Raw genomic sequence first — 21,241 nt, 5'->3', positions numbered from 1 at the left:
GGGTTCGGCACAGAGAGTCCACACACGATGCACAGATGGTGGCGCTAGAGAGTTTTGCGGGCGGCTACCAGCCGCACAGGTCGTACGACAGGGCCCGCATGGGCCAGAATGAGCCCGTGCCTTCCCTGTTGCTGATCGAGGACGACGACGCCATCCGTACGGCCCTGGAGCTCTCTCTGACGCGCCAGGGGCACCGGGTGGCCACCGCTGCGACCGGTGAGGACGGTCTGAAGCTGTTGCGCGAGCAGCGGCCCGATCTGATCGTCCTCGATGTCATGCTGCCCGGCATCGACGGGTTCGAGGTGTGCCGGCGGATCCGGCGCACGGACCAGTTGCCGATCATTCTGCTGACCGCGCGCAGCGACGACATCGACGTGGTGGTCGGGCTGGAGTCCGGAGCCGACGACTATGTCGTCAAACCCGTCCAGGGCCGGGTGCTCGACGCCCGGATCCGGGCCGTGCTGCGCCGCGGGGAGCGGGAGTCCAGCGACTCGGCGACCTACGGCAACGTCGTCATCGACCGGTCCGCGATGACCGTGACGAAGAACGGCGAGGATCTCCAGCTGACGCCGACCGAGCTGCGGCTGCTGCTCGAACTGAGCCGGCGGCCCGGGCAGGCGCTGTCCCGGCAGCAGCTGCTGCGGCTGGTCTGGGAGCACGACTACCTCGGTGACTCCCGGCTCGTGGACGCCTGTGTGCAGCGGCTGCGCGCCAAGGTGGAGGACGTGCCCTCCTCTCCGACCCTGATCCGTACCGTCCGTGGTGTCGGCTACCGCCTGGACGCTCCTCAGTGACGGACCGGCAAGGGGGTTTCCGCGGCTGGGCCGTGGATCGCAAGGGAGCCGTGTCCCGGCTGCGCTTCACCAGCCTGCGGCTGCGACTCGTCGTGGTCTTCGGGCTCGTCGCGCTGACCGCGGCCGTGTCCGCGTCCGGCATCGCGTACTGGCTGAACCGCGAGGCCGTGCTCACCCGTACCCAGGACGCGGTGCTGCGCGACTTCCAGCAGGAGATGCAGAACCGGGCCGGCGTGCTGCCCATCCATCCCAGCCAGGACGAACTCCAGCGCACGGCCGGGCAGATGGCCAACAGCAGCCAGCGCTTCAGCGTGTTACTGGTCGGCCAGGACCCGGACGGCAAGACGGTGTACGGCAGTTCGGACGGGCTGAGCGCGTTCGCGCTCGACGACGTGCCCCGGTCGCTGCGCGAGGCCGTCGACAAACAGCAGAAGCTGACCGACTCCAACAAGTCGGCCTACCACCTGTACTGGCAGCGGGTCGTCGACCACGGCACGCCGTACCTGGTGGCCGGGACGCGGCTGATCGGCGGCGGGCCGTCCGGCTACATGATGAAGTCCCTGGAGCCGGAGGCGAAGGACCTCAACTCGCTGGCGTGGTCGCTGGGGATCGCCACCGGGCTCGCGCTCATCGGCTCGGCGCTGCTCGCGCAGGCCGCCGCCACCACCGTGCTGAAGCCCGTGCACCGGCTGGGCGTCGCCGCGCGGCGGCTCGGCGAGGGCAAGCTGGACACCCGGTTGCGGGTGTCGGGGACGGACGAACTCGCCGATCTCTCGCGGACGTTCAACGACGCGGCCGAGGCGCTGGAGAAACGGGTCGACGACATGGCCGCGCGGGACGACGCCTCGCGTCGCTTCGTCGCCGACATGAGCCATGAACTGCGCACGCCGCTCACCGCGATCACCGCCGTGACCGAGATCCTGGAGGAGGAACTGGAGGCGGAGTCGGGGTCGATGGACCCGATGATCGAGCCCGCCGTCCGGCTGGTCGTCAGCGAGACGCGCCGCCTCAACGACCTCGTCGAGAACCTGATGGAGGTCACCCGCTTCGACGCCGGTACGGCCCGGCTGGTCCTCGACGACGTCGACATCGCCGACCAGATCACCGCCTGCATCGACGCCCGTGCCTGGCTGGACGCGGTGGACCTGGACGCCGAGCGCGGTGTCCACGCCCGCCTCGACCCGCGCCGCCTCGACGTCATCCTCGCCAACCTGATCGGCAACGCGCTCAAGCACGGCGGTTCGCCGGTACGGGTGTCGGTACGCATCGACGGCGAGGACCTGGTGGTCGCCGTACGCGACCACGGTCCGGGCATCCCCGAGGACGTCCTGCCGCACGTGTTCGACCGGTTCTACAAGGCGAGCGCCTCCCGGCCGCGCTCCGAGGGCAGCGGCCTGGGCCTGTCCATCGCGACGGAGAACGCCCGTATCCACGGCGGCACGATCACCGCCGCCAACTCCCCTGAGGGCGGTGCGGTGTTCACACTGCGGCTGCCCCGGGACGCCTCGGCGCTGACCGAGGAGAGCCAGGACGCCGGGGAGAAGGACGCCTGATGCACGTACGAAGACTCCTGGCCGTCGCCGGACTGGCGCTGGCGCTCTCCGGGTGCGGGATCCGGGCCACCGAGGTGCCCACCGACTTCGGCGGGGCGCCCTCGCGGGTGCCGTGCTCGATGACCCAGCCGGATCTGTCGGCGCAGTCCGCGCGCGGGGTGCCGGTGCAGGTGTTCCTGCTGTGCGGCTCCTCGCTGGTGACCGTGGACCGGGAGGTGCGGGTCCCGGAGGGTACGGCGGACGCGCAGCGGCGGGTGATCGTCGCCCAGGGGCTGCTGGACGAGCTCGCGGAGACACCCACGGCCGCCGAGAAGGCGGCGGGCTACACGACGTACGTGCGCGGCGGGATGTCGGTCGTCGGGCCCCGGGCCGGGGACCCCGAGGACACGCTGCGGCTGAGCACCTCGCCGGCGCAGCTGACGGCGTACGCGCTGGGCCAGATCGTGTGCACGCTCTCCGACTCGGCCGCGGCCGAGGGCGATGGTTCGGTGATCCTGGGCGGGCCGGGGCGGGAGCCGTTGCTGCGGTACGAGTGCACGGACGCGGTCCGGAACTCGCCGAGCGGGAACCGGCCGCCGGCCACAGAGGTTTCTTCTGGGTGAGGGGTGTTCGGCGCCTCACGGGGTGCCGGAGCAGGTCGTGCGGCGGGTGCGGGCCGGTGGGGGCTTGTCGCGCCCACGCGGCGGAGCCGCATACCGGTACCGCCCCGCGCCCCTGCGGGGCGTGCCTTGGGGACCGTGTGTCCGAGGCCTCACCCCCGTATCCGGAACCGTTCGCGTGCGCGGGCGCGTCTACGGGGGCGTGCAGCGTCAAGGCTCCATCGGCGGCAGCGCCGCGATCCGCGTCCGTGTGGCAGGGGGTGTCCTCCTTGTCGCACATCTCGCGTTCGTCGCCTGGCTGATGCTGCGGCCACTGGACGTGCCGTGGGTGATGCCCGCCAACCTGCACCCGTTCGCCGGTATCCGCGCCGACCTGGCGCTGGGCCCGCGCGAGGCGGCCCACCGGATCGGTGAGGGCCTCGCCCTGCTCGCCCCGCTGGGCGTGCTGCTCCCGATGGTGCACGGCCGGCTCCGCGTCTCCCCGCTCGCCTCCCTGATCCGTACCGCCGCCGCGGGCGCCCTGATCTCGCTCGGCATAGCCCTGTTGCAGACCGGGGTGCCGGGACGGGTGGTGGACGTCGACTCGATCCTCCTCAACACGGTCGGCGTGATCGTCGCGCAGCTGGCGGTGGTCCCGGCGGCCCGCGCCCGGCTCCGCAGGCAGCGTGCGCGGCGGCGGCCCGCTGCCCTCCCCCAGGAGGACGCGGCTCAGGGTCGTACCCCGACGATTCCCAGGGTCGGGATCGCCCCGTAGAGCGACGCTTCGACCTGGTTCGTCTCCGTACCGTGGAGGTCAGCTGAGGGGCCGCACGGGCCGCCTCGAACCGGACGCTCACAGCACCGGACACTCACAAAGGAGACGCGGATGTCCAGCCTCGCCCGCCCCACCCATGGCCGCATGATCGGCGGAGTGTGCGCCGCGCTGGCCCGGCGCTTCGGCACCTCCGCGACCACGATGCGGGTGATCTTCCTGCTGTCCTGCCTGCTGCCGGGTCCGCAGTTCCTGCTCTACATCGCGCTGTGGATCCTCCTCCCCTCGGAGGAGAAGGCCACCGCCTGGTAACACCTGGGCACGGCAACGCCGTTGGGGCGCACCGGAGGATTCCGGGGCGCCCCAACGGCGTTGCCGATCGGCTGGGGAGAGGTCAGCCGAGCGGAATCCCGTTCACCGGCAGGCCGTGGGTGGGCATGCCCTGGACCGGGAGTCCGCCGAGGAGGCCGGCGACGGGCTTGGTCGGGCCACCGGCGAGAAGCTGCTCGGCGGCCGGCTGGGCGGTGGCAAGACCGGCGGCGAGGGCGGTCTGCCCCTGCGCCAGGGCCTCACCGGCCCCCGGCAGGGCCTTGGAGACGTTCTCGGCCGGCAGCGTCTTGGTGACGGTGTCCAGGGCCTGCGAGGAGTCCGGGACGGCCGGGGCCGCATTGGCCGCGCCCGCGCCGGCGGCGGCGAAGGCGGCACCGAGAGCGGCGACACCGAGGGTCTTGGCAGCAGACTGCTTCATCGTTGATGCGTCCTTGGAATATGGCGACGGGGATCTTTAAAAACGCGCTGAGCGGTCCACGACCGTAAACATGCCGGACCACCCACCGCAAACACCGGAATGCGGACGGCCGGCGGGATCCCGTCCGCTTTCCGAACCCTGTCGTGTCATCCGATCAGCCCTGCGGATCGACAGAACCGCTGGTGGAGGCGGTCTGCTTGAACAGCCATTCGGATTTCAGCTCCGCATAACCCGGCTTGACGACGTCATTGATCATGGCGAGTCGTTCATCGAAAGGAATGAACGCTGATTTCATCGCATTGACGGAGAACCACTGCAGATCATCGAGCGTGTAACCGAATGCCTCGACGAGGTGCTCGAATTCCCGGCTCATGCTGGTCCCGGACATCAGCCGGTTGTCCGTGTTCACGGTGGCCCGGAAGTGCAGCCGGCGCAGCAGCCCGATCGGGTGCTCGGCATAGGAGTCGGCGGCCCCGGTCTGCAGGTTGGAGCTGGGGCACAGCTCCAGCGGGATCCGCTTGTCACGGACATAGGAGGCGAGGCGGCCGAGCTTGACCGTGCCGTCCTCGTGGACCTGGATGTCGTCGATGATCCGCACGCCGTGGCCGAGCCGGTCGGCGCCGCACCACTGGAGGGCCTGCCAGATGGACGGCAGTCCGAAGGCCTCCCCGGCGTGGATGGTGAAGTGGTTGTTCTCGCGCTTGAGGTACTCGAAGGCGTCGAGGTGCCGGGTGGGCGGGTAGCCGGCCTCGGCGCCGGCGATGTCGAAGCCGACGACGCCCAGGTCCCGGTAGCGGTTGGCCAGCTCGGCGATCTCCAGGGAGCGGGCCGCGTGCCGCATGGCGGTGAGCAGGGCGCCGACCCGGATCCGCCGGCCGCCCTCCCTGGCGAGCGCCTCGCCCTGCCGGAAGCCCTCGTTGACGGCCTCGACGACCTCTTCGAGGGACAGGCCCCCCTCCAGGTGCTGCTCGGGCGCATACCGCACCTCGGCGTATACGACGCCGTCCTCGGCGAGGTCCTCCGCACACTCGCGCGCGACCCGCACCAGGGCGTCCCGGGTCTGCATGACCCCGACGGTGTGCGAGAAGGTCTCCAGGTACCGCTCCAGCGAACCGGAGTCGGCGGCCTCCCGGAACCAGACACCGAGCTTGCCCGGATCGGACTCGGGAAGCCCGGCGGTGGGGGCACCTCCCACGCCTTTCGGGCTGTGCGGGACGGTCTCCAGGGCGAGGTCGGCGACGGTGCCGGGGCGCAGACCGCCGTCGAGATGGTCGTGCAGCAGAACCTTCGGTGCCCGGCGGATCTGCTCCGGCGTCGGGGTGTTCGCGATGCTCTGGCTCGTCATTTCCGCACTGTAACTCCTACGCGCGTAGATCGCTCGGTACTCCGCGTATTCCGTTTCCCGTCGATACGCAACGGTGACCGCACGGACGGGTCGCGTACACCGCTTCTTCTGACACTGTTCTGTCATGGCACAGCAATCGACGCCGGTCCGAACGGCCAGGCTGGGCAGGGCAGTCGGCCAGGAGCCGACGACGGTGAGCGGAGCGGTCCTGCTGCTCCCGGGCGGTGAGGAGGTCTCCGCCCGCAAACCGTCCCTCGTATGGGCGACGCCCTTCGTCCGCGCGCTCGGACGCCGGCTCGCCCGGGACGGCCGGGACGAGGGGCTGGCCGCGCACATCGTCCACTACCGCTACCGCGGCTGGAACGGCGACGAGGCGCATCTCGCGGGGGACGCGAACTGGGCGGCCGACGAGGTGGTACGGCGGTACGGCGATGTCCCGGTGTGCCTGCTGGGTCTGGGCATGGGCGGCCGGGCCGCGCTGCGCGCGGGCGGCCACGAGGCCGTCAACTCCGTCGTCTCCATCGCCCCCTGGCTGCCGGAGGCGGATGAGACGGCGCCCGAGGAACCGGTACGGCAGCTGGTGGGGCGCCGGGTGCTGATCGTGCACGGCACGACCGACGAACGGACCGATCCGGAGCAGTCGTTCCGGCTGGCGGCGCGGGCGAAGAAGGCGAACCGGGAGGTGTGCCGGTTCGAGGTGCACTCGGACGGGCACGGGCTGCATCAGCACCGGGACGAAGTCCTCGCTCTCGCTTCGGACTTCGTCATGGGGGCGTTGTACGGGTACGCGGTTTCCCGGCCGGTGGAGGATGCGCTGGCTGCGCCGCCGCCTATCGGGTTGCGGATGCCGCTTGCGGCGGGCTTCGGGCGGTCGCTTCGTAAGGGCTGATCTCCGGTTCGGTGCGGGTCGTGTGCGGCTGGTCGCGCCCACGCGGCGGTAGGCGCTTGTCGGACACAGCCCCGCGCCCCTGAAGGGGCGCGCTGTGCCCTAGGTGGGGAGCAGGTTGCCCCTTCTCGACAGCAGGAAGCGCTTGAAGGCCGTCACCGGGGGCGTGTCCGGATGGCCCTGGAGCCATGCCACGCCGATCTCCCTCGCCGCCCTCGGCGCCGTGACCGTCAGTTCCACGACTCCCGGGCGGGGAAACGCGGGTGGGGGGAGCAACGCAACCCCCAGCCCGGCCGCCACCAAGCCCCTCAAGGTCTCCGCCTCCTCCCCCTCGAAGGCGATCCGCGGGCGGAAGCCGGCCTCCTGGCACAGGTCGTCGGTGATGCGGCGCAGACCGTAGCCCGGTTCCAGGGTCACGAACGTCTCGTCGGCCGCTTCGGCGAGGCGGATGCGCCTGCGGGCGGCCAGTGGGTGGTCCGCGGGAACCACCAGGCGCAGCTTCTGTTCGTCCAGGCGACGGGCGACCAGGTCGGGGGCGTCCGGCACCGGGGAGGTGAGGCACAGGTCCAGTTCGCCCGCCCGGAGCTTCTCGATCATCGCCTCGCCGTAGTTCTGGACGAGACCGAAGCGGACCCGGGGGTGGTCGACGCGGAAGGCCTGGAGGAGGCCGGGGACGGTCTCCGCGCCCATCGTGTGCAGGAAGCCGAAGGCGACCTTGCCGGTGGTGGGGTCGGCGTCGGCGCGTACCTCGTCGGCGGCGCGCCGGACCTCGGCGAGGGCGCGTTCGACCGAGGTGAGGAAGGTGCGGCCGGCGGGGGTGAGGGAGACCGTGCGGCCGTGCCGGGTGAAGAGGTCGACGCCGAGGTCCTGCTCCAGGCGGGCCATCGCGCGGGAGAGCGTGGACTGGGGGACGGCGAGTTCCTGCGCGGCCCTGGTGACATGCTCCGTGCGGGCCACGCCGGCGAAGTACGCGAGGCGTGGAGCCAGCAACATCGTCATGTCTTCCGTGTCACTGTCCGGCGACAGGCGCTTCGCTGACCTCTGCTGATGCTCCATGGGAACGATTATGGCGATTCCATGCATTGGACGGATCAAAAAGGGGTCCGTACGTTCGAGGCATGTCTCCCGCCAGTACCGGGGCGTCCACCACCGTGGGCGCCGCAGCGACCGTCTCCGCCTCCGACGCCTCCGATTCCCGTATGACCCCGGGCGGTCCCGGTTACCGCCGGATGAGCTTCGCCCTCTTCCTCGCCGGTGTCGCGACCTTCGCCCTCCTCTACTCCACGCAGGCGCTGCTGCCGCTCATCTCGGACGGCTTCGGGGTGAGCGCGAGCGACGCGAGCTGGACAGTGGCGGCGGCGACCGGCGGTCTGGCGCTGTTCGTCATCCCGATGAGCGCCCTGTCCGAGCGTTTCGGGCGTCGTACGGTCATGACCGCGTCGCTGGCGGTGGCGGTGACCGTGGGTCTGCTGGTCCCCTTCGCGCCGTCGCTGGGCGTGCTGGTGGTACTGCGCGGCATCCAGGGCGCCGCGCTGGCCGGGCTGCCGGCCTCGGCGCAGGCCTACCTGGCCGAGGAGGTCCGCCCCAGGGCGCTGGTCACGGCGATAGGCCTGTTCGTCGCGGGCAACAGTGTCGGCGGGATGAGCGGCCGGGTCATCACCGGCTGGGTCGCGCAGGAGTGGGGCTGGCGGGTCGCGGTGGGCGTCATCGGCGTGGTCGCGGTCGGCTGCGCGGTGGCCTTCCGGCTGCTCCTCCCCGCCCCGCGGCACTTCAAGGCGGGCTCGCTGCACCCGCGCCGGCTGCTCGGCACGGTCCGCGACCATCTGGCCAACCCGCTGCTGCGCCGCCTGTACGCGATCGGCGCGCTGTTCATGACCGTCTTCGGCGGCGTCTACACGGTGATCGGCTACCGCCTGACCGAGGAGCCGTTCTCGCTCCCCCAGGGCGTCATCGGCTCGATCTTCCTCGTCTACCTGGTCGGTACGGTGTCGGCGTCCACGGCGGGCCGTCTGGTCGGCCGGCTCGGCCGCCGGGGCGCCCTCTACCTGGGCGGCGGCACCACGGCCGCCGGACTCCTGCTCTCCCTGGCCGACTCGCTCCCGCTGGTCCTGCTGGGCCTCGTCCTGATCACCGCGGGCTTCTTCGCGGGTCACGCGGTGGCCTCCTCGGCGGTCAGCAAGACGGCCACCCACGGCCGGGCCCAGGCCTCCGCCATCTACCAGTCCGCGTACTACGTCGGCTCCAGCGCGGGCAGCACGGTGGGCGCGCTGGCCTTCCACGCGAGCGGCTGGTCCGGGACCGTCGGCATCGGCCTCCTGGCCGTCCTGGGCGTGGTGACCCTCACGGTGCTGGGCTCCCTGGCAGCCCGACGGCACATCGTGGCCGCCGCTCACTGAGGCACCCCGACAGGGGCGCGGGGCGCCGCAACCGCACCCCCTTGGAACTCCCGACAGAATGGCCCGTTCTCCGGTCCGTGCGCGATGAAGCAGGGCGAGCGCGAAGAAAGATCCCTACCCTGCATGAGTGCTCTCATACGATGAGTTGACCTCTCCGGAGCGTGAGCTGTGGGACGCGTTCCCCGAAGCACGCCGCGTGGATCTGCGCACGGGTGCGCCCGAGGACGACCGTGCCGCCGAGGGCGGGCAGTGGGGCCCCGGGCGGACGGTGCGGGGAGCCGTGATCGTGACGCTCCTCCTGACCTTCGAAGGAGCCCTCCTGAACGGCCGGCCGACGGTCATGGCCTGTCCCTGGTCGCCGCGCTGATGCAGGCCGTCGACTTCGACTTCACCCCCGCCCGATCACCGTCCGGCGCCGTGGACCTGCAGGGCGCGCAGGTGTCCTATCTGCATGACAGCGAGCACAGCTGGCCGGACGTGGTGGAGTTGGACGGCTTCGTCTACGGCTCCATCAAGGTGGCGGAGGCGGGCGAGCGGCGGGATTCCGTGGCCCACCGCGTGGCGTGGATACGACGCAGCCCGGGCTACAACCCCCAGCCCTACGAACAGTTGGCGAGCTGGTACCGGAAGGCCGGCCACGACGACGACGCCCGCCGCGTGCTCCTGGCCGAACAGCGCCATCGGCGTCAGACCCTGCGCCCGGCCGCGCGCGTGTGGGGGCACCTGCTCGACGTGACCGTCGGCTATGGCTACCGCCCCTGGCTGGCCGGCGTCTGGCTCCTCGCACTGACCTTGCTCGGCACGCTCGCCTTCGGCACCCACTCCCCCACACCGGTCCAACGCGGCGACGGCACCCTGTTCCAGCCCCTCATCCACACACTCGACCTCCTGATCCCCGTCGGTGGTCTGGGCCAGCGCACGTCCTGGTACTGGCCGAACAGCAGCCTCCAGTGGCTGGCCTACCTCCTGATCGCCCTCGGCTGGGTACTGACGACCGCCCTCATCACGGGTGTCACCCGTACCCTGCAGAAAAACTAGGGGCCGCCGGCCGGGTCAGGACGCCCCACCTCCGTCCTGGGCGCGGGGCAGCGGGCGCTGTTGTCCTGCGGCAGGGCCCACCAGCATCTGCTCATGTCCATGAAGCAACTGGTCCGACCTGGGCTTTTCCGCACTCCGGGGGCCATTGTCAGTGGCCTGCGGTAGCTTCCAAGTGCTGGCGCGCAACGGCGCGCGAACAGGAACGGCCACAGGGGTGGGTGGACGGAAATGAGCAACAGCACGGCGACGGCGGAGCTGGACGTCGCACTGGAGAAGCACCGGACCGAGCTGACCGGGTACTGCTACCGGATGCTCGGCTCGTCGTTCGAGGCCGAGGACGCCGTGCAGGACACCCTGGTGCGGGCCTGGCGGAGCTACGACAAGTTCGAGGGCCGCTCCAGCCTCCGTTCCTGGCTCTACCGGATCGCGACCAACGTCTGCCTGGACATGCTGTCCGCGGGCAACAAGCGGGCCCGCCCGATGGACCTCTCCGAGTCGACCCCGCTGGCCCGGGCGGCACTGTCGCCCCGGCCCGACAACACCTGGCTGGAGCCGGTGCCGGACGCGCGGGTGCTGCCGACCGTGGACGACCCGGCGGAGGCAGCCGTGGCCAAGGAGTCCGTCCGCCTCGCCTTCATGGCCGCGCTGCAACAACTGCCACCCAAGCAGCGGGCGGTGCTGATCCTGCGCGAGGTGCTGGCCTGGAAGGCCAACGAGGTGGCCGAACTGCTCGGCACCACCGTCGCGTCGGTCAACAGCGCCCTGCAGCGGGCCCGGGCCACACTGGCCGAGCAGCAGCAGTCGGGCGCCGCCGCCGAGGTCTCCGACCCGCTCGACGAGGAACAGCAGAAGCTCCTGGAGCGCTATGTCGCGGCCTTCGAGGGCTACGACATGACGGCGCTGACGGCACTCCTCCACGAGGACGCCATCATGACGATGCCGCCGTTCGACCTGTGGCTCGTCGGCCACGACGACATCGCCGGCTTCATGACCACCATCGGCTCCGCCTGCGAGGGCTCCCGGCTGTTCCCGGTCCAGGTCAACGGCCTGCCCGGGTTCGCCCAGTACAAGCCCGACCCGGACACCGGCGGCTGGAGCCCCTGGTCGATCCAGGTCCTGGAGATCTCAGACGGCCGGCTGACCGGGTTCCACTTCTTCCTCGACACCAAGCGCTGGTTCCCGCTCTTCGGCCTCCCCCTCCACCTGGAGGCGAAGGCCGACGAAGCGGAGGAGGGAGCATAGGGCGGGGTCGGGGTCCCGCAGCCGTATCCGCCCTCCGGCCCGGCGGGCGGTGAGCTCCAGCCGGGCCAGCACATCGACGGCCGCCAGCCCGGGCGGCCCGATCCCGGCGACATCGCAGACGACGATCACGGCCGCGCCGCCCGCCAGCAGCGCCCGCACCTCGGCGCACAGCCCGGCCACCGCGTCCTTGGCGACGGGGCCGGGCAGCACGAGCACGGCGGGGGGCGTGGCATCCATGAACCGGTAGACCGCCGTCGGCTCGACAACTCATCGGTAGGGTGCCGGGCCTGCCTGCGATCGTCGCGCAGATCACAGGAGTCACGACGTTGACCTGCACCTGACCGGCCCCGAGGGTTAGCTGCATGTCCCACGGATCAGCGAAGCCCTGCCCACCCGACGGTCTCCTCTCCCGCGAGGGGGCCCCGTGCAGGGGGTGCTGAGCGGCTTCGCGGTCATCGCGATCGTCATCGGGGTGGGATACGTCCTCGGCCGCGGCGGCCACCTCGGGGTCAACGGCCGCGAGGTCCTCACCAAGCTGGCCTTCCACGTCGCCTCCCCCGCGCTGCTCTTCACCACGCTCGCGAAGGCCGACCTGGCGGTGATCTTCTCCAGCCGCCTCCTGGTGACGGCCCTGAGCACGGCGGCGGCAGCGGGCGCGTTCGTGGCGGTGGGTGTCGGGCGCCACTGGGGCGTGGGGCGCACCACCATCGGTGCGCTGTGCTCCAGCTACGTCAACTCCGGCAACCTCGGCATCCCGATCGCGGTGTACGTGCTGGGCGACGCGTCCCTGGTGGCCCCGGTCCTGCTCTTCCAGGTGGTCATCGTGACCCCGGTCGCCCTGACCATCCTGGACCTGTCGGGCATGGGCGAGAAGGGCCCCTGGTGGCGCCGGCTCCTCGCCCCGCTCCGCAACCCGATAGCCGTCGGCTCCCTCGCCGGCGTCCTGGTCTCGGCGCTCGGCATCCGCCTCCCCGGCCCGGCGATGGACCCGCTGACCCTGATCGGCAACATGTCGGTCCCGGCGGTGCTGCTCGCGTTCGGCATCTCCCTGCACGGCAGCACCCCACCCGGCCGGGGCCGCGACCGGCACCCGGTGTTCCTGTCCGTCGCCCTCAAGTCGGTGGGCCAGCCACTGATCGCCTGGGCCCTGGCGTCAGCGGTCTTCGACCTGCACGGCGCGCCCCTGCTGGACGTGACGGTGACGTCCGCGCTACCGGCCGCCCAGAACCTCTACGCCTACGCCAGCACCTACCGCGTCGGCGAGGAACTGGCCCGGGACTCGATCCTGCTGTCGACGGTGCTGGCGGTACCGGTGTTGGTCGTGGTGGCGGCGCTGCTGGGGTGACGGATCGTCAGGCGATGCGTTCCAGCACGACGGGGGACGCCGTGAACTCGGTGCCCGCCGCCGCGATGTCGTACGAGCCCTCCACCGACTGGAGCGCGTACTCGAAGCGCTCCGGGGTGTCGGTGTGCAGGGTCAGCAGGGGCTGGCCCGCGGTGACCGCGTCGCCGGGCTTGGCGTGCAGCTCGATGCCCGCGCCCGCCTGCACCGGGTCCTCCTTGCGGGCGCGGCCCGCGCCCAGGCGCCAGGCGGCGACGCCGATGCCGTACGCGTCCAGGCGGGTGAGGACACCGGAGGCCGGCGCCTTGATCACGTGCTGCTCCCTGGCCACCGGGAGCACCGCGTCCGGGTCGCCGCCCTGGGCCGCGATCATCCGGCGCCAGACGTCCATCGCCGAGCCGTCGGCCAGCGCCTTCGCCGGGTCGGCGTCCTTCAGGCCGGCCGCGTCGAGCATCTCCCGGGCCAGGGCGAGGGTCAGTTCGACGACATCGGAAGGACCGCCGCCGGCCAGGACCTCGACCGACTCGCGGACCTCCAGGGCGTTGCCCGCCGTGAGACCCAGGGGGGTGGACATGTCGGTGAGGAGCGCGACCGTCTTCACGCCGTGGTCGGTGCCGAGGCCGACCATGGTGGCGGCCAGCTCACGCGCGTCCTCGATCGTCTTCATGAACGCGCCGCTGCCGACCTTCACGTCCAGGACCAGCGAGCCGGTGCCCTCGGCGATCTTCTTGGACATGATCGAGGAGGCGATCAGCGGGATCGCCTCGACCGTGCCGGTCACGTCGCGCAGCGCGTACAGCTTCTTGTCCGCCGGGGCCAGGCCGTCGCCGGCCGCGCAGATCACCGCGCCCGTGCCGTCCAGCACCGACAGCATCTCCTCGTTGGAGAGCAGGGCGCGCCAGCCGGGGATCGACTCCAGCTTGTCCAGGGTGCCGCCGGTGTGGCCGAGGCCCCGGCCGGAGAGCTGGGGGACGGCCGCGCCGCAGGCCGCGACCAGGGGGGCGAGCGGCAGGGTGATCTTGTCGCCGACGCCGCCGGTGGAGTGCTTGTCGGCGGTCGGGCGGGACAGGGAGGAGAAGTCCATGCGCTCGCCGGAGGCGATCATCGCCGCCGTCCAGCGGGCGATCTCGCGGCGGTTCATGCCGTTGAGAAGGATGGCCATCGCGAGCGACGACATCTGCTCGTCGGCGACCTCGCCACGGGTGTACGCGTCGATGACCCAGTCGATCTGCTCGTCGCTGAGCTCACCGCGGTCCCGCTTGGTGCGGATGACGGAGATGGCGTCCATGGCCATGACGTTCCCTTCGAAGCATTGCGAAGCGTACGGCCCCTCCCGACGAGGAGGGGCCGTACGGGAGTTACTTGGTGAGATGGGCCGGCCCGAAGGCCTGGGGCAGCATCTCGGAGAGGGGCAGGACGCCCTCCGGGGTGTCCAGGAGGAGGTCCGGGCCGCCGAACTCGTAGAGCAGCTGGCGGCAGCGGCCGCACGGCACGAGCAGGCCGCCCGTGCCGTCCACACAGGTGAAGTGGGTCAGCCGGCCGCCGCCCGTGCGCTGGAGCTGGGAGACCAGTCCGCACTCGGCGCACAGGCCCAGGCCGTACGACGCGTTCTCCACGTTGCAGCCGGAGACCGTACGGCCGTCGTCGACCAGTGCGGCGACCCCGACCGGGAAGCCGGAGTACGGCGCGTAGGCGTGGGACATGGCCTCCCGCGCCTCGGCCCGCAGGGCCTCCCAGTCGAAGCCGGCGGCGACGGTCGTCACTTGCCCTGTCCCTTCCGGTACGGCAGGCCGTCCGCCTTCGGCATCCGCAGGGACTGTGCGGACAGCGAGAGCACCAGCAGGGTGACGAGGTACGGGGTCGCGGTCACCAGCTGCCGCGGGACCTCGTTGGTGGAGGCGTACCAGATGAACATCAGGACCGAGATGACGATCGTGATGACGGCCGGGACGTACTTCTTGCGCCAGGCCAGGTAGACCGCGCCGAAGACCAGCAGGATCGCGAGCAGCAGGATCAGCGCGTGCACGTTGACCGTGCCGCCGCGCAGGTTGAGGCTGTCGGTGTAGCCGAACAGGCCCGCGCCGAGCGCCAGTCCGCCCGGCATCCAGTTGCCGAAGATCATCGCGGCGAGACCGATGTAACCGCGGCCGGCCGTCTGGCCGTCCAGGTAGACGTTCGACGCCACGATCGACAGGAACGCACCGCCGAGACCGGCGAAGCCGCCGCTGATGATCACCGCGATGTACTTGTACTTGTAGACGTTGACGCCGAGGGACTCGGCCGCGACCGGGTTCTCCCCGCAGGAGCGCAGGCGCAGACCGAAGGCGGTCCGCCACAGCACCCACCAGGTGATCGGGACGAGGGCGACGGCGATGACCGTCAGCGGGGAGAGGTCGGTGAGCAGACCCCCCACCAGGCCCCCGATGTCCGAGATCAGGAACCAGTGCTTCTCGTTGAGCGTGTTCAGCCAGTCGGACAGGCCTGGCACGCTGAACGTGCCGAGCGAGTCGATCGGCGGGGACTGCTTGGAGGAGCCGCCGGGGGCGTCCTCGAAGGTGAACTTCGAGAGGTAGCGGGTGGCGCCCAGGGCGAGGATGTTCAGGGCCACACCGGAGACGATGTGGTTGACGTTGAAGGTGACGGTCGCGATCGCGTGCAGCAGGGCGCCGAGCGCGCCGCCGATGATGCCGAAGATCACGCCGACCCAGGGGCCCCACTGGTAGCCGGCCCAGGCACCGAACCAGGTGCCGAGGATCATCATGCCTTCGAGGCCGATGTTGACGACACCCGCGCGCTCGGCCCACAGACCGCCGAGACCGGCGAGGCCGATCGGCACGGCCAGGCGCAGCGCGGTGGACATCTGGCCGGTGGAGGTGATGCCGTCGGCACCGGTGATCAGGCGGACGGCCGAGGTCAGGACCAGTACGCCCGCGATGACCAGCAGGAGTACCGGGAGCGACATGCGGCGGCCGCCCTTGCCGGGCTGCTTCGCCTGCGGCTTTGCGATGGTCGCGGTGGACATCAGGCCGCCACCTCCTTCTTGGTGTTCTGGGCGGCGGCCGCGGCGAGCTCCGCGCCGACCTGGCGCTGCTGGCGGCGCAGGCCCCACTGGCGTACGGCTTCGTAGGAGATGACCACGGAGAAGACGATCAGGCCCTGCATGATCGTGGCGATCTCCTTCTCGTACGCCACCGGAGTCGCGTAGTCGAGGGCGGGCGAGGCCTTGTCGAGGAAGGCCCAGAGCAGGGCGGCGAAGGCGATGCCGCCGGGGTTGTTGCGGCCGAGCAGGGCGATGCCGATGGCGGTGAAGCCGAGGCCGGCCGGGAAGCTCAGGCTGTAGGTGTGGGTGTCGCCGAGCAGCAGCGGGAGGCCCGCGAGACCGGAGACCGCGCCGGAGATCAGCATGGAGATCAGGACCATGCGCTTGGCGTCGACGCCGGAGGCGGCCGCGGCGGACTCGGAGGCGCCGGTGGCGCGCAGGTCGAAGCCGAAGCGGGTGCGGTTGAGGACCACCCAGTAGGCGATGCCGAGGGCGATGGCGACGAACACCATGCCGTAGATCTCGCCGACGTCCGAGCCGAGGTCGATACCCGGGAACCAGCCGGACTTCTTCATGTCGCCGGTCGTCATGTTGTTGCCGACCTGGACACCCCAGACGTTGGCGAGGGTGACGTAGCCGATGACGCTGGTGGCGATGGCGTTCAGCATGATCGTGGAGACGACCTCGCTGACCCCTCGGGTGACCTTGAGGACGCCCGCGATACCGGCCCAGAAGGCGCCGGTGAACATGGCGACCAGGAGCAGCATCGGGATCTGCAGGAAGGCGGGCAGGCCGATGTTGGCTCCGACCACGGCCGTCATCACGGCGGCGAGGCGGTACTGGCCGTCGACCCCGATGTTGAACAGGTTCATCCGGAAGCCGAGGGCGACCGCGATGGCCGCGATGTAGTACATCGCCGCCTGGTTGATGATCAGCACCTGGATGTCCGAGTACGGCAGCTGCTGGAGCATCAGGGAGTACGGCTCGAACGGGTTGCGGCCCGAGGCGAGCAGCACGATCGACGTCAGTGCGATCGCGAGGACGAGCGCGATGGCCGGGCCGGCCAGCGCGAGGAGCACCCGCTCCTTGTCGAACTTCTTCATCGGGCCTCGTCCTCCGGACCAGCGGCGCCTTCGTATCCTTCTGGGGCGGTGTCTACGTGTTCCAGGTGGCCGGACGCGGCACCCGTCATGGCGGAGCCCAGCTCCTCCGGGGTGATGGTGGCCGGGTCGGCGTCCGCGACCAGCTTTCCGTCGAAGATCACACGCAGCGTGTCCGACAGGCCGATCAGCTCGTCGAGGTCGGCGGAGATCAGCAGCACGGCCAGGCCCTCCCGGCGAGCCTCCCGGATGCGGTCCCAGATCTGCGCCTGGGCGCCGACGTCCACACCGCGGGTGGGGTGGGCGGCGATCAGGAACTTCGGGCTGTGGCTCATCTCCCGGCCGACGATCAGCTTCTGCTGGTTGCCGCCGGAGAGGGAGGCGGCGGTGACGTCGATGCCGGGGGTGCGGACGTCGTACTCCTCGACGATCCGCCGGGTGTCGGCCTGGGCGCCCTTGATGTCCAGCCAGAAGCCCTTCGCGTTGGGCTTCTCGGTGACATGGCCGAGGATGCGGTTCTCCCAGAGCGGCGACTCCAGGAGCAGGCCCTGGCGGTGCCGGTCCTCGGGGATGTAGCCGACGCCCCGTTCGCGGCGCTTGCGGGTGGCCCAGGGGGTGATGTCCTCGCCGAGGAACTCGACGGTGCCGGAGTCGGCGTTGCGGGTGCCGATCAGCGCGTCGATCAGCTCGGTCTGGCCGTTGCCCTCGACACCGGCGATGCCCATGACCTCGCCGGCGTGGATGGTGAAGGTGACGTCGTCGAGGACGCGCTTGGCCACGCCGGGGGTGGTGGCCTCGGTGAGCACGTCGGCGCCGGCCGTGGCACCGGCCGAGCCGGGCGTCGCGGTCTCGGGCTGCGCGCCGAGCTCGCCGAGGGAGGCGCCGCCGCCGGCGTAGACGGTGAGGTTGCGGACGGTGATGACCGGCTGGTCGGTGACCGTGGACTCGGCGGTCTCCGGGGTGGGCAGCTCGCTGCCGACCATCAGCTCGGCGAGCTGGCGCGGGGTGGTCTCGGAGGGGATCGCGGTCCCGACGGTCGTACCGCGGCGGATGACGGTGATGTCGTCGGCCACCGACAGCACCTCGCCGAGCTTGTGCGAGATGAAGATGACCGACAGGCCCTCGGACTTCAGCTCCCGCAGGTTGTCGAAGAGTGCGTCGACCTCCTGCGGGACGAGGACGGCGGTGGGCTCGTCGAGGATCAGGGTCTTGGCGCCGCGGTAGAGGACCTTGAGGATCTCCACGCGCTGCCGGTCGGCGACACCGAGGTCCTCGACCAGGGCGTCGGGGCGGATGCCGAGGCCGTACCGGTCGGAGATCTCGCGGATCTTCTTCCGGGCGTTGCCGCCGATGCCGTACAGCTTCTCGCTGCCGAGCACGACGTTCTCCAGGACCGTCAGGTTGTCCGCCAGCATGAAGTGCTGGTGGACCATGCCGATGCCGCGCGCGATGGCGTCGGCCGGGGACGAGAAGGTGACCTGCTCGCCGTCGATCGCGATGGTGCCCTCGTCCGGCTTCTGCATGCCGTAGAGGATCTTCATCAGGGTCGACTTGCCGGCGCCGTTCTCACCGACGAGGGCGTGGACGGTGCCCTTGCGGACCGACAGGTGGATGTCGTGGTTGGCTACGACACCCGGGAATCGCTTGGTGATCCCCGCCAGCTCGACCGCGGCTGTCGTCTCTGCGGTGAGCGGAGGGCTGCTGGACGCGTCGATGGCGCACTCTCCTCGGGAAAGGGGCCGCTCTACGCGCGTAGCGCCCCTGCTTTAAATAGTGCCCGGACCTGACCGAGCTTTTTTGACTCTCGATCCGTTCCGAGCATTCTGCCGCGCGAACGGGGTGGGTCCCCGCCGTAGCCCGTCGGGATCCGGGTCTACGACAGGGGCGCGGGAGGAAAATCCTGCCCGCACCCCGTTCCGTGGCCGTAACGCTGCCATTACGGCGCGCCTTTGACCATGCCTAGGACAAGGTCATGACCGCTGGGTCAGGAGGTCTTGACCGTGATCGAACCGCTCTTGATGCCGTCCTCGGCCTTCTTGATCGCGGCCTGCATGGCGGCGTTGTTCTTGAAGGCCGGGTTGGAGTCGGACAGGCTCACGCCGCCGGTGGTCAGGCTGGCGCGGATCTCGCCGGTCTCCGGCTTGCCGTCGTGGACGGACTTGGCCAGGGTGTAGACCGCGCCCGCGACGTCCTTCATGGCCGAGGTGAGGATGGAGTCCTTGTACTGGGCCAGCGCGTCCTGCTTGTACTGGTCCGAGTCGACGCCGATCGCCCACACCTTGTGCGCGGCGGCGGACTTGATGACGCCCTGGCCGGACAGGCCGGCGGCGGCGTAGACGACGTCCGCACCGGCGTCGATCTGACCGTCGGCCGCGTTCTCGCCCTTGTCGGGGCTGGAGAAGCCGCCCTCGGCGGCGGTCTCGGTCAGGTACTGCGACTTGACCTTGACGCCCTTCTTGGTGTCCGCGACGCCCTGCTCGAAGCCGGCCTCGAACTTGTGGATCAGCGGCACGTCCACACCGCCGACGAAGCCGACGGTGTTGGTCTTGGTGGCCTTGGCGGCGGCGACACCGGCCAGGTAGGACGCCTGCTCCTCGTGGAAGACGAGGTCGGCGACGTTGTCGGCCTTGATGGTGTTGTCGTCGATGATGCCGAAGGTGACCTTCGGGAACTTCGCCGCGACCTCCTTGACGGCCGGCGCGTAGGAGTAGCCGACGCCGATCACCGGGTTGTAGCCGGCCTTGGCCAGGGTCTCCAGGCGCTGCGCCTTGTCCGCGTCCGACTCGCCGTCCTGCGGCTCGACGGCGGTGGACTTGTAGCCGTACTGCTGGTCGGCCTTGTCCAGGCCGGCGGTCGCGGCGTCGTTGAAGGACTGGTCGCCCTTGCCGCCGACGTCGTAGGCGAGAGCCAGACCGAGGTCCTTGCCCTTGCTCGTGGAGGACGAGGTGGAGGAGCTGCCACAGGCGGAGACTGTGACGGCGAGAGCTGCGGTTGCAACGCCTGCAACCGCGATACGGGACACCCGGCGCATGGAACTTGACTCCTTTGTGCAAGCGCCCAAACCAGGCGCTGGTTCCGCGGCAGCGTAACGCGCGTAGACGAACCGGAAAACCCCCAATGTCCGGTCCGTTATCTAGCTGTGGCCACAGTCACCGTCCATGGTGACGGACAGCAGTGCGCCCCTTGCAGGAGGCAAGGGGCGCAGGGACTGCAACGGCGGCGCCCAGGGGGGCCGCACCCGTGTACGGCCGGCTCACCCGGCCGTACATATATGTCGGATCACTTGGTGTTGACGGTGACCTTGCCGTCGACGATGTCCTGCTTGGCCTTCTCCACGGCCGCGGCGACCTTGGTCATGGCCTTGTACTTCGGGTTGGTGTCCGCGAAGCCGACCCCGCCGGTCTTGAGGGTGCCGTTGACGACACCGGTCTCGGGCTTGCCCTCGTAGACGGACTTCACCAGGTCGTACACCGCGCCGCCGACGTTCTTCAGCGCGGAGCCGAGGATGTAGTCCTTGTACTTGGCGAGCGCGTCCTGCGCGTACTGGTCGGAGTCGACGCCGATCGCCCACACCTTGGCGGTGGCGGCGGCCTCGATCACGCCCTGACCGGAGAGACCGGCCGCGTGGTAGATGACGTCGGCACCCGAGTCGATCTGCCCCTGGGCGGCGGTCTTGCCCTTGTCCGGGCTGGAGAAGCCGCCCTCGGCCGCGGTCTGGGTCAGGTACTGCGACTCGATCTTGATCTTCGGGTCGACCGACTTGGCACCCTGGTCGAACCCGGCCTCGAAGGTGTGGATCAGCGGGATGTCCACGCCGCCGATGAAGCCGATGTGGTCCTTCTTGGTGGCCGAGGCGGCCGCGACACCCGCGAGGTACGACGACTGCTCGGCCGCGAAGACCATGTCGACGACGTTCTTCGCGTTGATCGTCGAGTCGTCGATCATGCCGAAGGTGATGTTCGGGTACTTGGCGGCGACCTCCTTGACGGCGGGCGCGTAGGAGTAGCCGACCCCGATGATCGGGTTGTAGCCGGACTTGGCGAGCGTGCTGAGGCGCTGCACCTTGTCGGCGTCGGACTCGCCGTCCTGCGGCTCGATGTCCGAGCCGCCGATGCCGAAGTCCTTCTCGGCCTTCTGGAAGCCGGCGTAGGCGGCGTCGTTGAAGGACTGGTCGCCCTTGCCGCCGATGTCGTAGGCGAGGCCTATGCCCTTGCCGTTGTACTTGCCGGACGAGGTGGTGGCGGTGTCACCACTGTCCTGGCTGGACTTACCGCATCCGGTGGCGGCGAGGGCGATGACGGCGATGGTCACCGCGGCTTGGGAGACCCTCGTCCTGCGAGAGATTCCCCTAGAGACAGAACGCACAGCAAGCACCCCTTCGTCCCCACGGCACCGTCACCGGCCCGC

At 70.4% G+C, this 21,241-nt stretch carries 20 protein-coding genes and 1 pseudogene; 10 read left to right on the top strand and 11 right to left on the bottom strand.

The annotated features are described in order from the left end of the window. Positions 1-116: 116 nt before the first annotated feature. From afsQ1 to AB0D59_RS10340, 5 genes are all read left to right on the top strand, one after another. Positions 117-794 carry a two-component system response regulator AfsQ1 gene (gene afsQ1 / locus AB0D59_RS10360; RefSeq protein ID WP_174855921.1) on the top strand — a complete coding sequence of 226 codons (678 nt, stop codon included), beginning with the start codon at positions 117-119 and terminating at the stop codon, positions 792-794. Continuing rightward, positions 791-2,347 carry a HAMP domain-containing sensor histidine kinase gene (locus AB0D59_RS10355; protein WP_362563179.1) on the top strand — a complete coding sequence of 519 codons (1,557 nt, stop codon included), beginning with the start codon at positions 791-793 and terminating at the stop codon, positions 2,345-2,347. Before afsQ1 ends, AB0D59_RS10355 begins: the two co-directional genes overlap by 4 nt. Further along, the gene (locus AB0D59_RS10350; protein WP_362563176.1) at positions 2,347-2,949 is read left to right on the top strand and encodes a hypothetical protein; all 603 of its coding nucleotides are present in this window, start codon (positions 2,347-2,349) and stop codon (positions 2,947-2,949) included. The genes AB0D59_RS10355 and AB0D59_RS10350 overlap by 1 nt, the downstream gene beginning before the upstream one ends. Positions 2,950-3,148: 199 nt before the next feature. After that, positions 3,149-3,700 carry a VanZ family protein gene (locus AB0D59_RS10345; RefSeq protein WP_362563535.1) on the top strand — a complete coding sequence of 184 codons (552 nt, stop codon included), beginning with the start codon at positions 3,149-3,151 and terminating at the stop codon, positions 3,698-3,700. A 111-nt stretch (positions 3,701-3,811) separates the two neighbouring features. Then, positions 3,812-4,009, top strand: a complete 198-nt coding sequence (locus AB0D59_RS10340; RefSeq protein ID WP_089099209.1) for a PspC domain-containing protein — start codon at positions 3,812-3,814, stop codon at positions 4,007-4,009. Positions 4,010-4,091: 82 nt separating this feature from the next. Here the strand turns inward: AB0D59_RS10340 and AB0D59_RS10335 are convergent, their stop codons facing one another. Next, positions 4,092-4,445 (bottom strand): ATP-binding protein, encoded by a 354-nt coding sequence (locus AB0D59_RS10335; RefSeq protein WP_362563173.1) that lies wholly within the window; start codon positions 4,443-4,445, stop codon positions 4,092-4,094. Between the two features lie 154 nt (positions 4,446-4,599). Continuing rightward, the gene (locus AB0D59_RS10330) at positions 4,600-5,790 is read right to left on the bottom strand and encodes an adenosine deaminase (RefSeq protein ID WP_362563170.1); all 1,191 of its coding nucleotides are present in this window, start codon (positions 5,788-5,790) and stop codon (positions 4,600-4,602) included. 124 nt (positions 5,791-5,914) lie between these two features. On the opposite strand from AB0D59_RS10330, the gene AB0D59_RS10325 reads away from it, so the two are divergent. Continuing rightward, positions 5,915-6,679, top strand: coding sequence for a prolyl oligopeptidase family serine peptidase (locus AB0D59_RS10325; protein WP_362563168.1), 765 nt, complete (start codon positions 5,915-5,917; stop codon positions 6,677-6,679). 99 nt (positions 6,680-6,778) lie between these two features. Here AB0D59_RS10325 and AB0D59_RS10320 read toward each other — a convergent pair whose 3' ends face one another. Beyond that, the gene (locus AB0D59_RS10320) at positions 6,779-7,732 is read right to left on the bottom strand and encodes a LysR family transcriptional regulator (RefSeq protein ID WP_362563165.1); all 954 of its coding nucleotides are present in this window, start codon (positions 7,730-7,732) and stop codon (positions 6,779-6,781) included. 62 nt (positions 7,733-7,794) lie between these two features. Here AB0D59_RS10320 and AB0D59_RS10315 point away from each other — a divergent pair, with 62 nt between their 5' ends. The 3 genes and pseudogenes from AB0D59_RS10315 to AB0D59_RS10305 all read left to right on the top strand — a co-directional run bounded on the left by AB0D59_RS10315 (position 7,795) and on the right by AB0D59_RS10305 (position 11,352). Continuing rightward, on the top strand, positions 7,795-9,072 hold the full coding sequence (locus AB0D59_RS10315) for an MFS transporter (RefSeq protein ID WP_362563162.1): 1,278 nt from the start codon (positions 7,795-7,797) through the stop codon (positions 9,070-9,072). 127 nt (positions 9,073-9,199) lie between these two features. Further along, positions 9,200-10,110 (top strand): annotated as a pseudogene (locus tag AB0D59_RS10310) (hypothetical protein). 228 nt (positions 10,111-10,338) lie between these two features. Next, entirely contained in the window at positions 10,339-11,352 is a 1,014-nt protein-coding gene (locus AB0D59_RS10305) for a sigma-70 family RNA polymerase sigma factor (RefSeq protein ID WP_362563160.1), read from the top strand. On the opposite strand, the gene AB0D59_RS10300 is transcribed toward AB0D59_RS10305, so the two are convergent. Next, positions 11,236-11,589: an STAS domain-containing protein gene (locus tag AB0D59_RS10300; RefSeq protein ID WP_362563157.1), complete on the bottom strand. Its 354-nt coding sequence runs from the start codon at positions 11,587-11,589 to the stop codon at positions 11,236-11,238. The genes AB0D59_RS10305 and AB0D59_RS10300 overlap by 117 nt on opposite strands. 187 nt (positions 11,590-11,776) lie before the next feature. Between AB0D59_RS10300 and AB0D59_RS10295 the strand changes: the two genes are divergently transcribed. Continuing rightward, complete coding sequence (locus tag AB0D59_RS10295; protein WP_362563154.1) at positions 11,777-12,697, top strand: AEC family transporter; 921 nt, start codon at positions 11,777-11,779, stop codon at positions 12,695-12,697. 7 nt (positions 12,698-12,704) lie between these two features. Here AB0D59_RS10295 and AB0D59_RS10290 read toward each other — a convergent pair whose 3' ends face one another. The 7 genes from AB0D59_RS10290 to AB0D59_RS10260 form a co-directional block, all read right to left on the bottom strand. Then, the gene (locus AB0D59_RS10290; RefSeq protein WP_362563152.1) at positions 12,705-13,988 is read right to left on the bottom strand and encodes a thymidine phosphorylase; all 1,284 of its coding nucleotides are present in this window, start codon (positions 13,986-13,988) and stop codon (positions 12,705-12,707) included. Between the two features lie 64 nt (positions 13,989-14,052). Further along, a complete protein-coding gene (locus tag AB0D59_RS10285) occupies positions 14,053-14,457 on the bottom strand; it encodes a cytidine deaminase (protein WP_362563149.1) in 405 nt (134 codons plus the stop codon). Beyond that, the gene (locus tag AB0D59_RS10280; RefSeq protein ID WP_362563146.1) at positions 14,454-15,716 is read right to left on the bottom strand and encodes an ABC transporter permease; all 1,263 of its coding nucleotides are present in this window, start codon (positions 15,714-15,716) and stop codon (positions 14,454-14,456) included. Before AB0D59_RS10280 ends, AB0D59_RS10285 begins: the two co-directional genes overlap by 4 nt. Beyond that, complete coding sequence (locus AB0D59_RS10275; protein ID WP_362563143.1) at positions 15,716-16,837, bottom strand: ABC transporter permease; 1,122 nt, start codon at positions 16,835-16,837, stop codon at positions 15,716-15,718. Before AB0D59_RS10275 ends, AB0D59_RS10280 begins: the two co-directional genes overlap by 1 nt. Then, the gene (locus AB0D59_RS10270) at positions 16,834-18,549 is read right to left on the bottom strand and encodes an ABC transporter ATP-binding protein (RefSeq protein ID WP_362563533.1); all 1,716 of its coding nucleotides are present in this window, start codon (positions 18,547-18,549) and stop codon (positions 16,834-16,836) included. The genes AB0D59_RS10275 and AB0D59_RS10270 overlap by 4 nt, the downstream gene beginning before the upstream one ends. A 269-nt stretch (positions 18,550-18,818) precedes the next feature. Continuing rightward, positions 18,819-19,865, bottom strand: a complete 1,047-nt coding sequence (locus AB0D59_RS10265; RefSeq protein WP_362563140.1) for a BMP family ABC transporter substrate-binding protein — start codon at positions 19,863-19,865, stop codon at positions 18,819-18,821. 248 nt (positions 19,866-20,113) lie between these two features. Beyond that, positions 20,114-21,145 (bottom strand): BMP family ABC transporter substrate-binding protein, encoded by a 1,032-nt coding sequence (locus AB0D59_RS10260; protein ID WP_362563137.1) that lies wholly within the window; start codon positions 21,143-21,145, stop codon positions 20,114-20,116. Between the last annotated feature and the right edge of the window lie 96 nt (positions 21,146-21,241).

Origin of the sequence: Streptomyces sp. NPDC048417 (genome assembly GCF_040651615.1) — a bacterium.
Lineage (GTDB): Bacteria > Actinomycetota > Actinomycetes > Streptomycetales > Streptomycetaceae > Streptomyces.
This window is presented reverse-complemented; position numbering and strand designations above follow the sequence as displayed.

What these genes read in the sequence shown, in the direction of transcription:
- AB0D59_RS10320 (WP_362563165.1), bottom strand. Translation starts at nt 7,732, where the DNA reads ATGGAGCATCAGCAGAGGTCAGCGAAGCGCCTGTCGCCGGACAGTGAC.
- AB0D59_RS10275 (WP_362563143.1), bottom strand. Translation starts at nt 16,837, where the DNA reads ATGAAGAAGTTCGACAAGGAGCGGGTGCTCCTCGCGCTGGCCGGCCCG.
- AB0D59_RS10340 (WP_089099209.1), top strand. Translation starts at nt 3,812, where the DNA reads ATGTCCAGCCTCGCCCGCCCCACCCATGGCCGCATGATCGGCGGAGTG.
- AB0D59_RS10265 (WP_362563140.1), bottom strand. Translation starts at nt 19,865, where the DNA reads ATGCGCCGGGTGTCCCGTATCGCGGTTGCAGGCGTTGCAACCGCAGCT.
- AB0D59_RS10350 (WP_362563176.1), top strand. Translation starts at nt 2,347, where the DNA reads ATGCACGTACGAAGACTCCTGGCCGTCGCCGGACTGGCGCTGGCGCTC.
- AB0D59_RS10300 (WP_362563157.1), bottom strand. Translation starts at nt 11,589, where the DNA reads ATGGATGCCACGCCCCCCGCCGTGCTCGTGCTGCCCGGCCCCGTCGCC.
- AB0D59_RS10335 (WP_362563173.1), bottom strand. Translation starts at nt 4,445, where the DNA reads ATGAAGCAGTCTGCTGCCAAGACCCTCGGTGTCGCCGCTCTCGGTGCC.
- AB0D59_RS10290 (WP_362563152.1), bottom strand. Translation starts at nt 13,988, where the DNA reads ATGGCCATGGACGCCATCTCCGTCATCCGCACCAAGCGGGACCGCGGT.
- AB0D59_RS10305 (WP_362563160.1), top strand. Translation starts at nt 10,339, where the DNA reads ATGAGCAACAGCACGGCGACGGCGGAGCTGGACGTCGCACTGGAGAAG.
- AB0D59_RS10315 (WP_362563162.1), top strand. Translation starts at nt 7,795, where the DNA reads ATGTCTCCCGCCAGTACCGGGGCGTCCACCACCGTGGGCGCCGCAGCG.
- AB0D59_RS10325 (WP_362563168.1), top strand. Translation starts at nt 5,915, where the DNA reads ATGGCACAGCAATCGACGCCGGTCCGAACGGCCAGGCTGGGCAGGGCA.
- AB0D59_RS10280 (WP_362563146.1), bottom strand. Translation starts at nt 15,716, where the DNA reads ATGTCCACCGCGACCATCGCAAAGCCGCAGGCGAAGCAGCCCGGCAAG.
- AB0D59_RS10330 (WP_362563170.1), bottom strand. Translation starts at nt 5,790, where the DNA reads ATGACGAGCCAGAGCATCGCGAACACCCCGACGCCGGAGCAGATCCGC.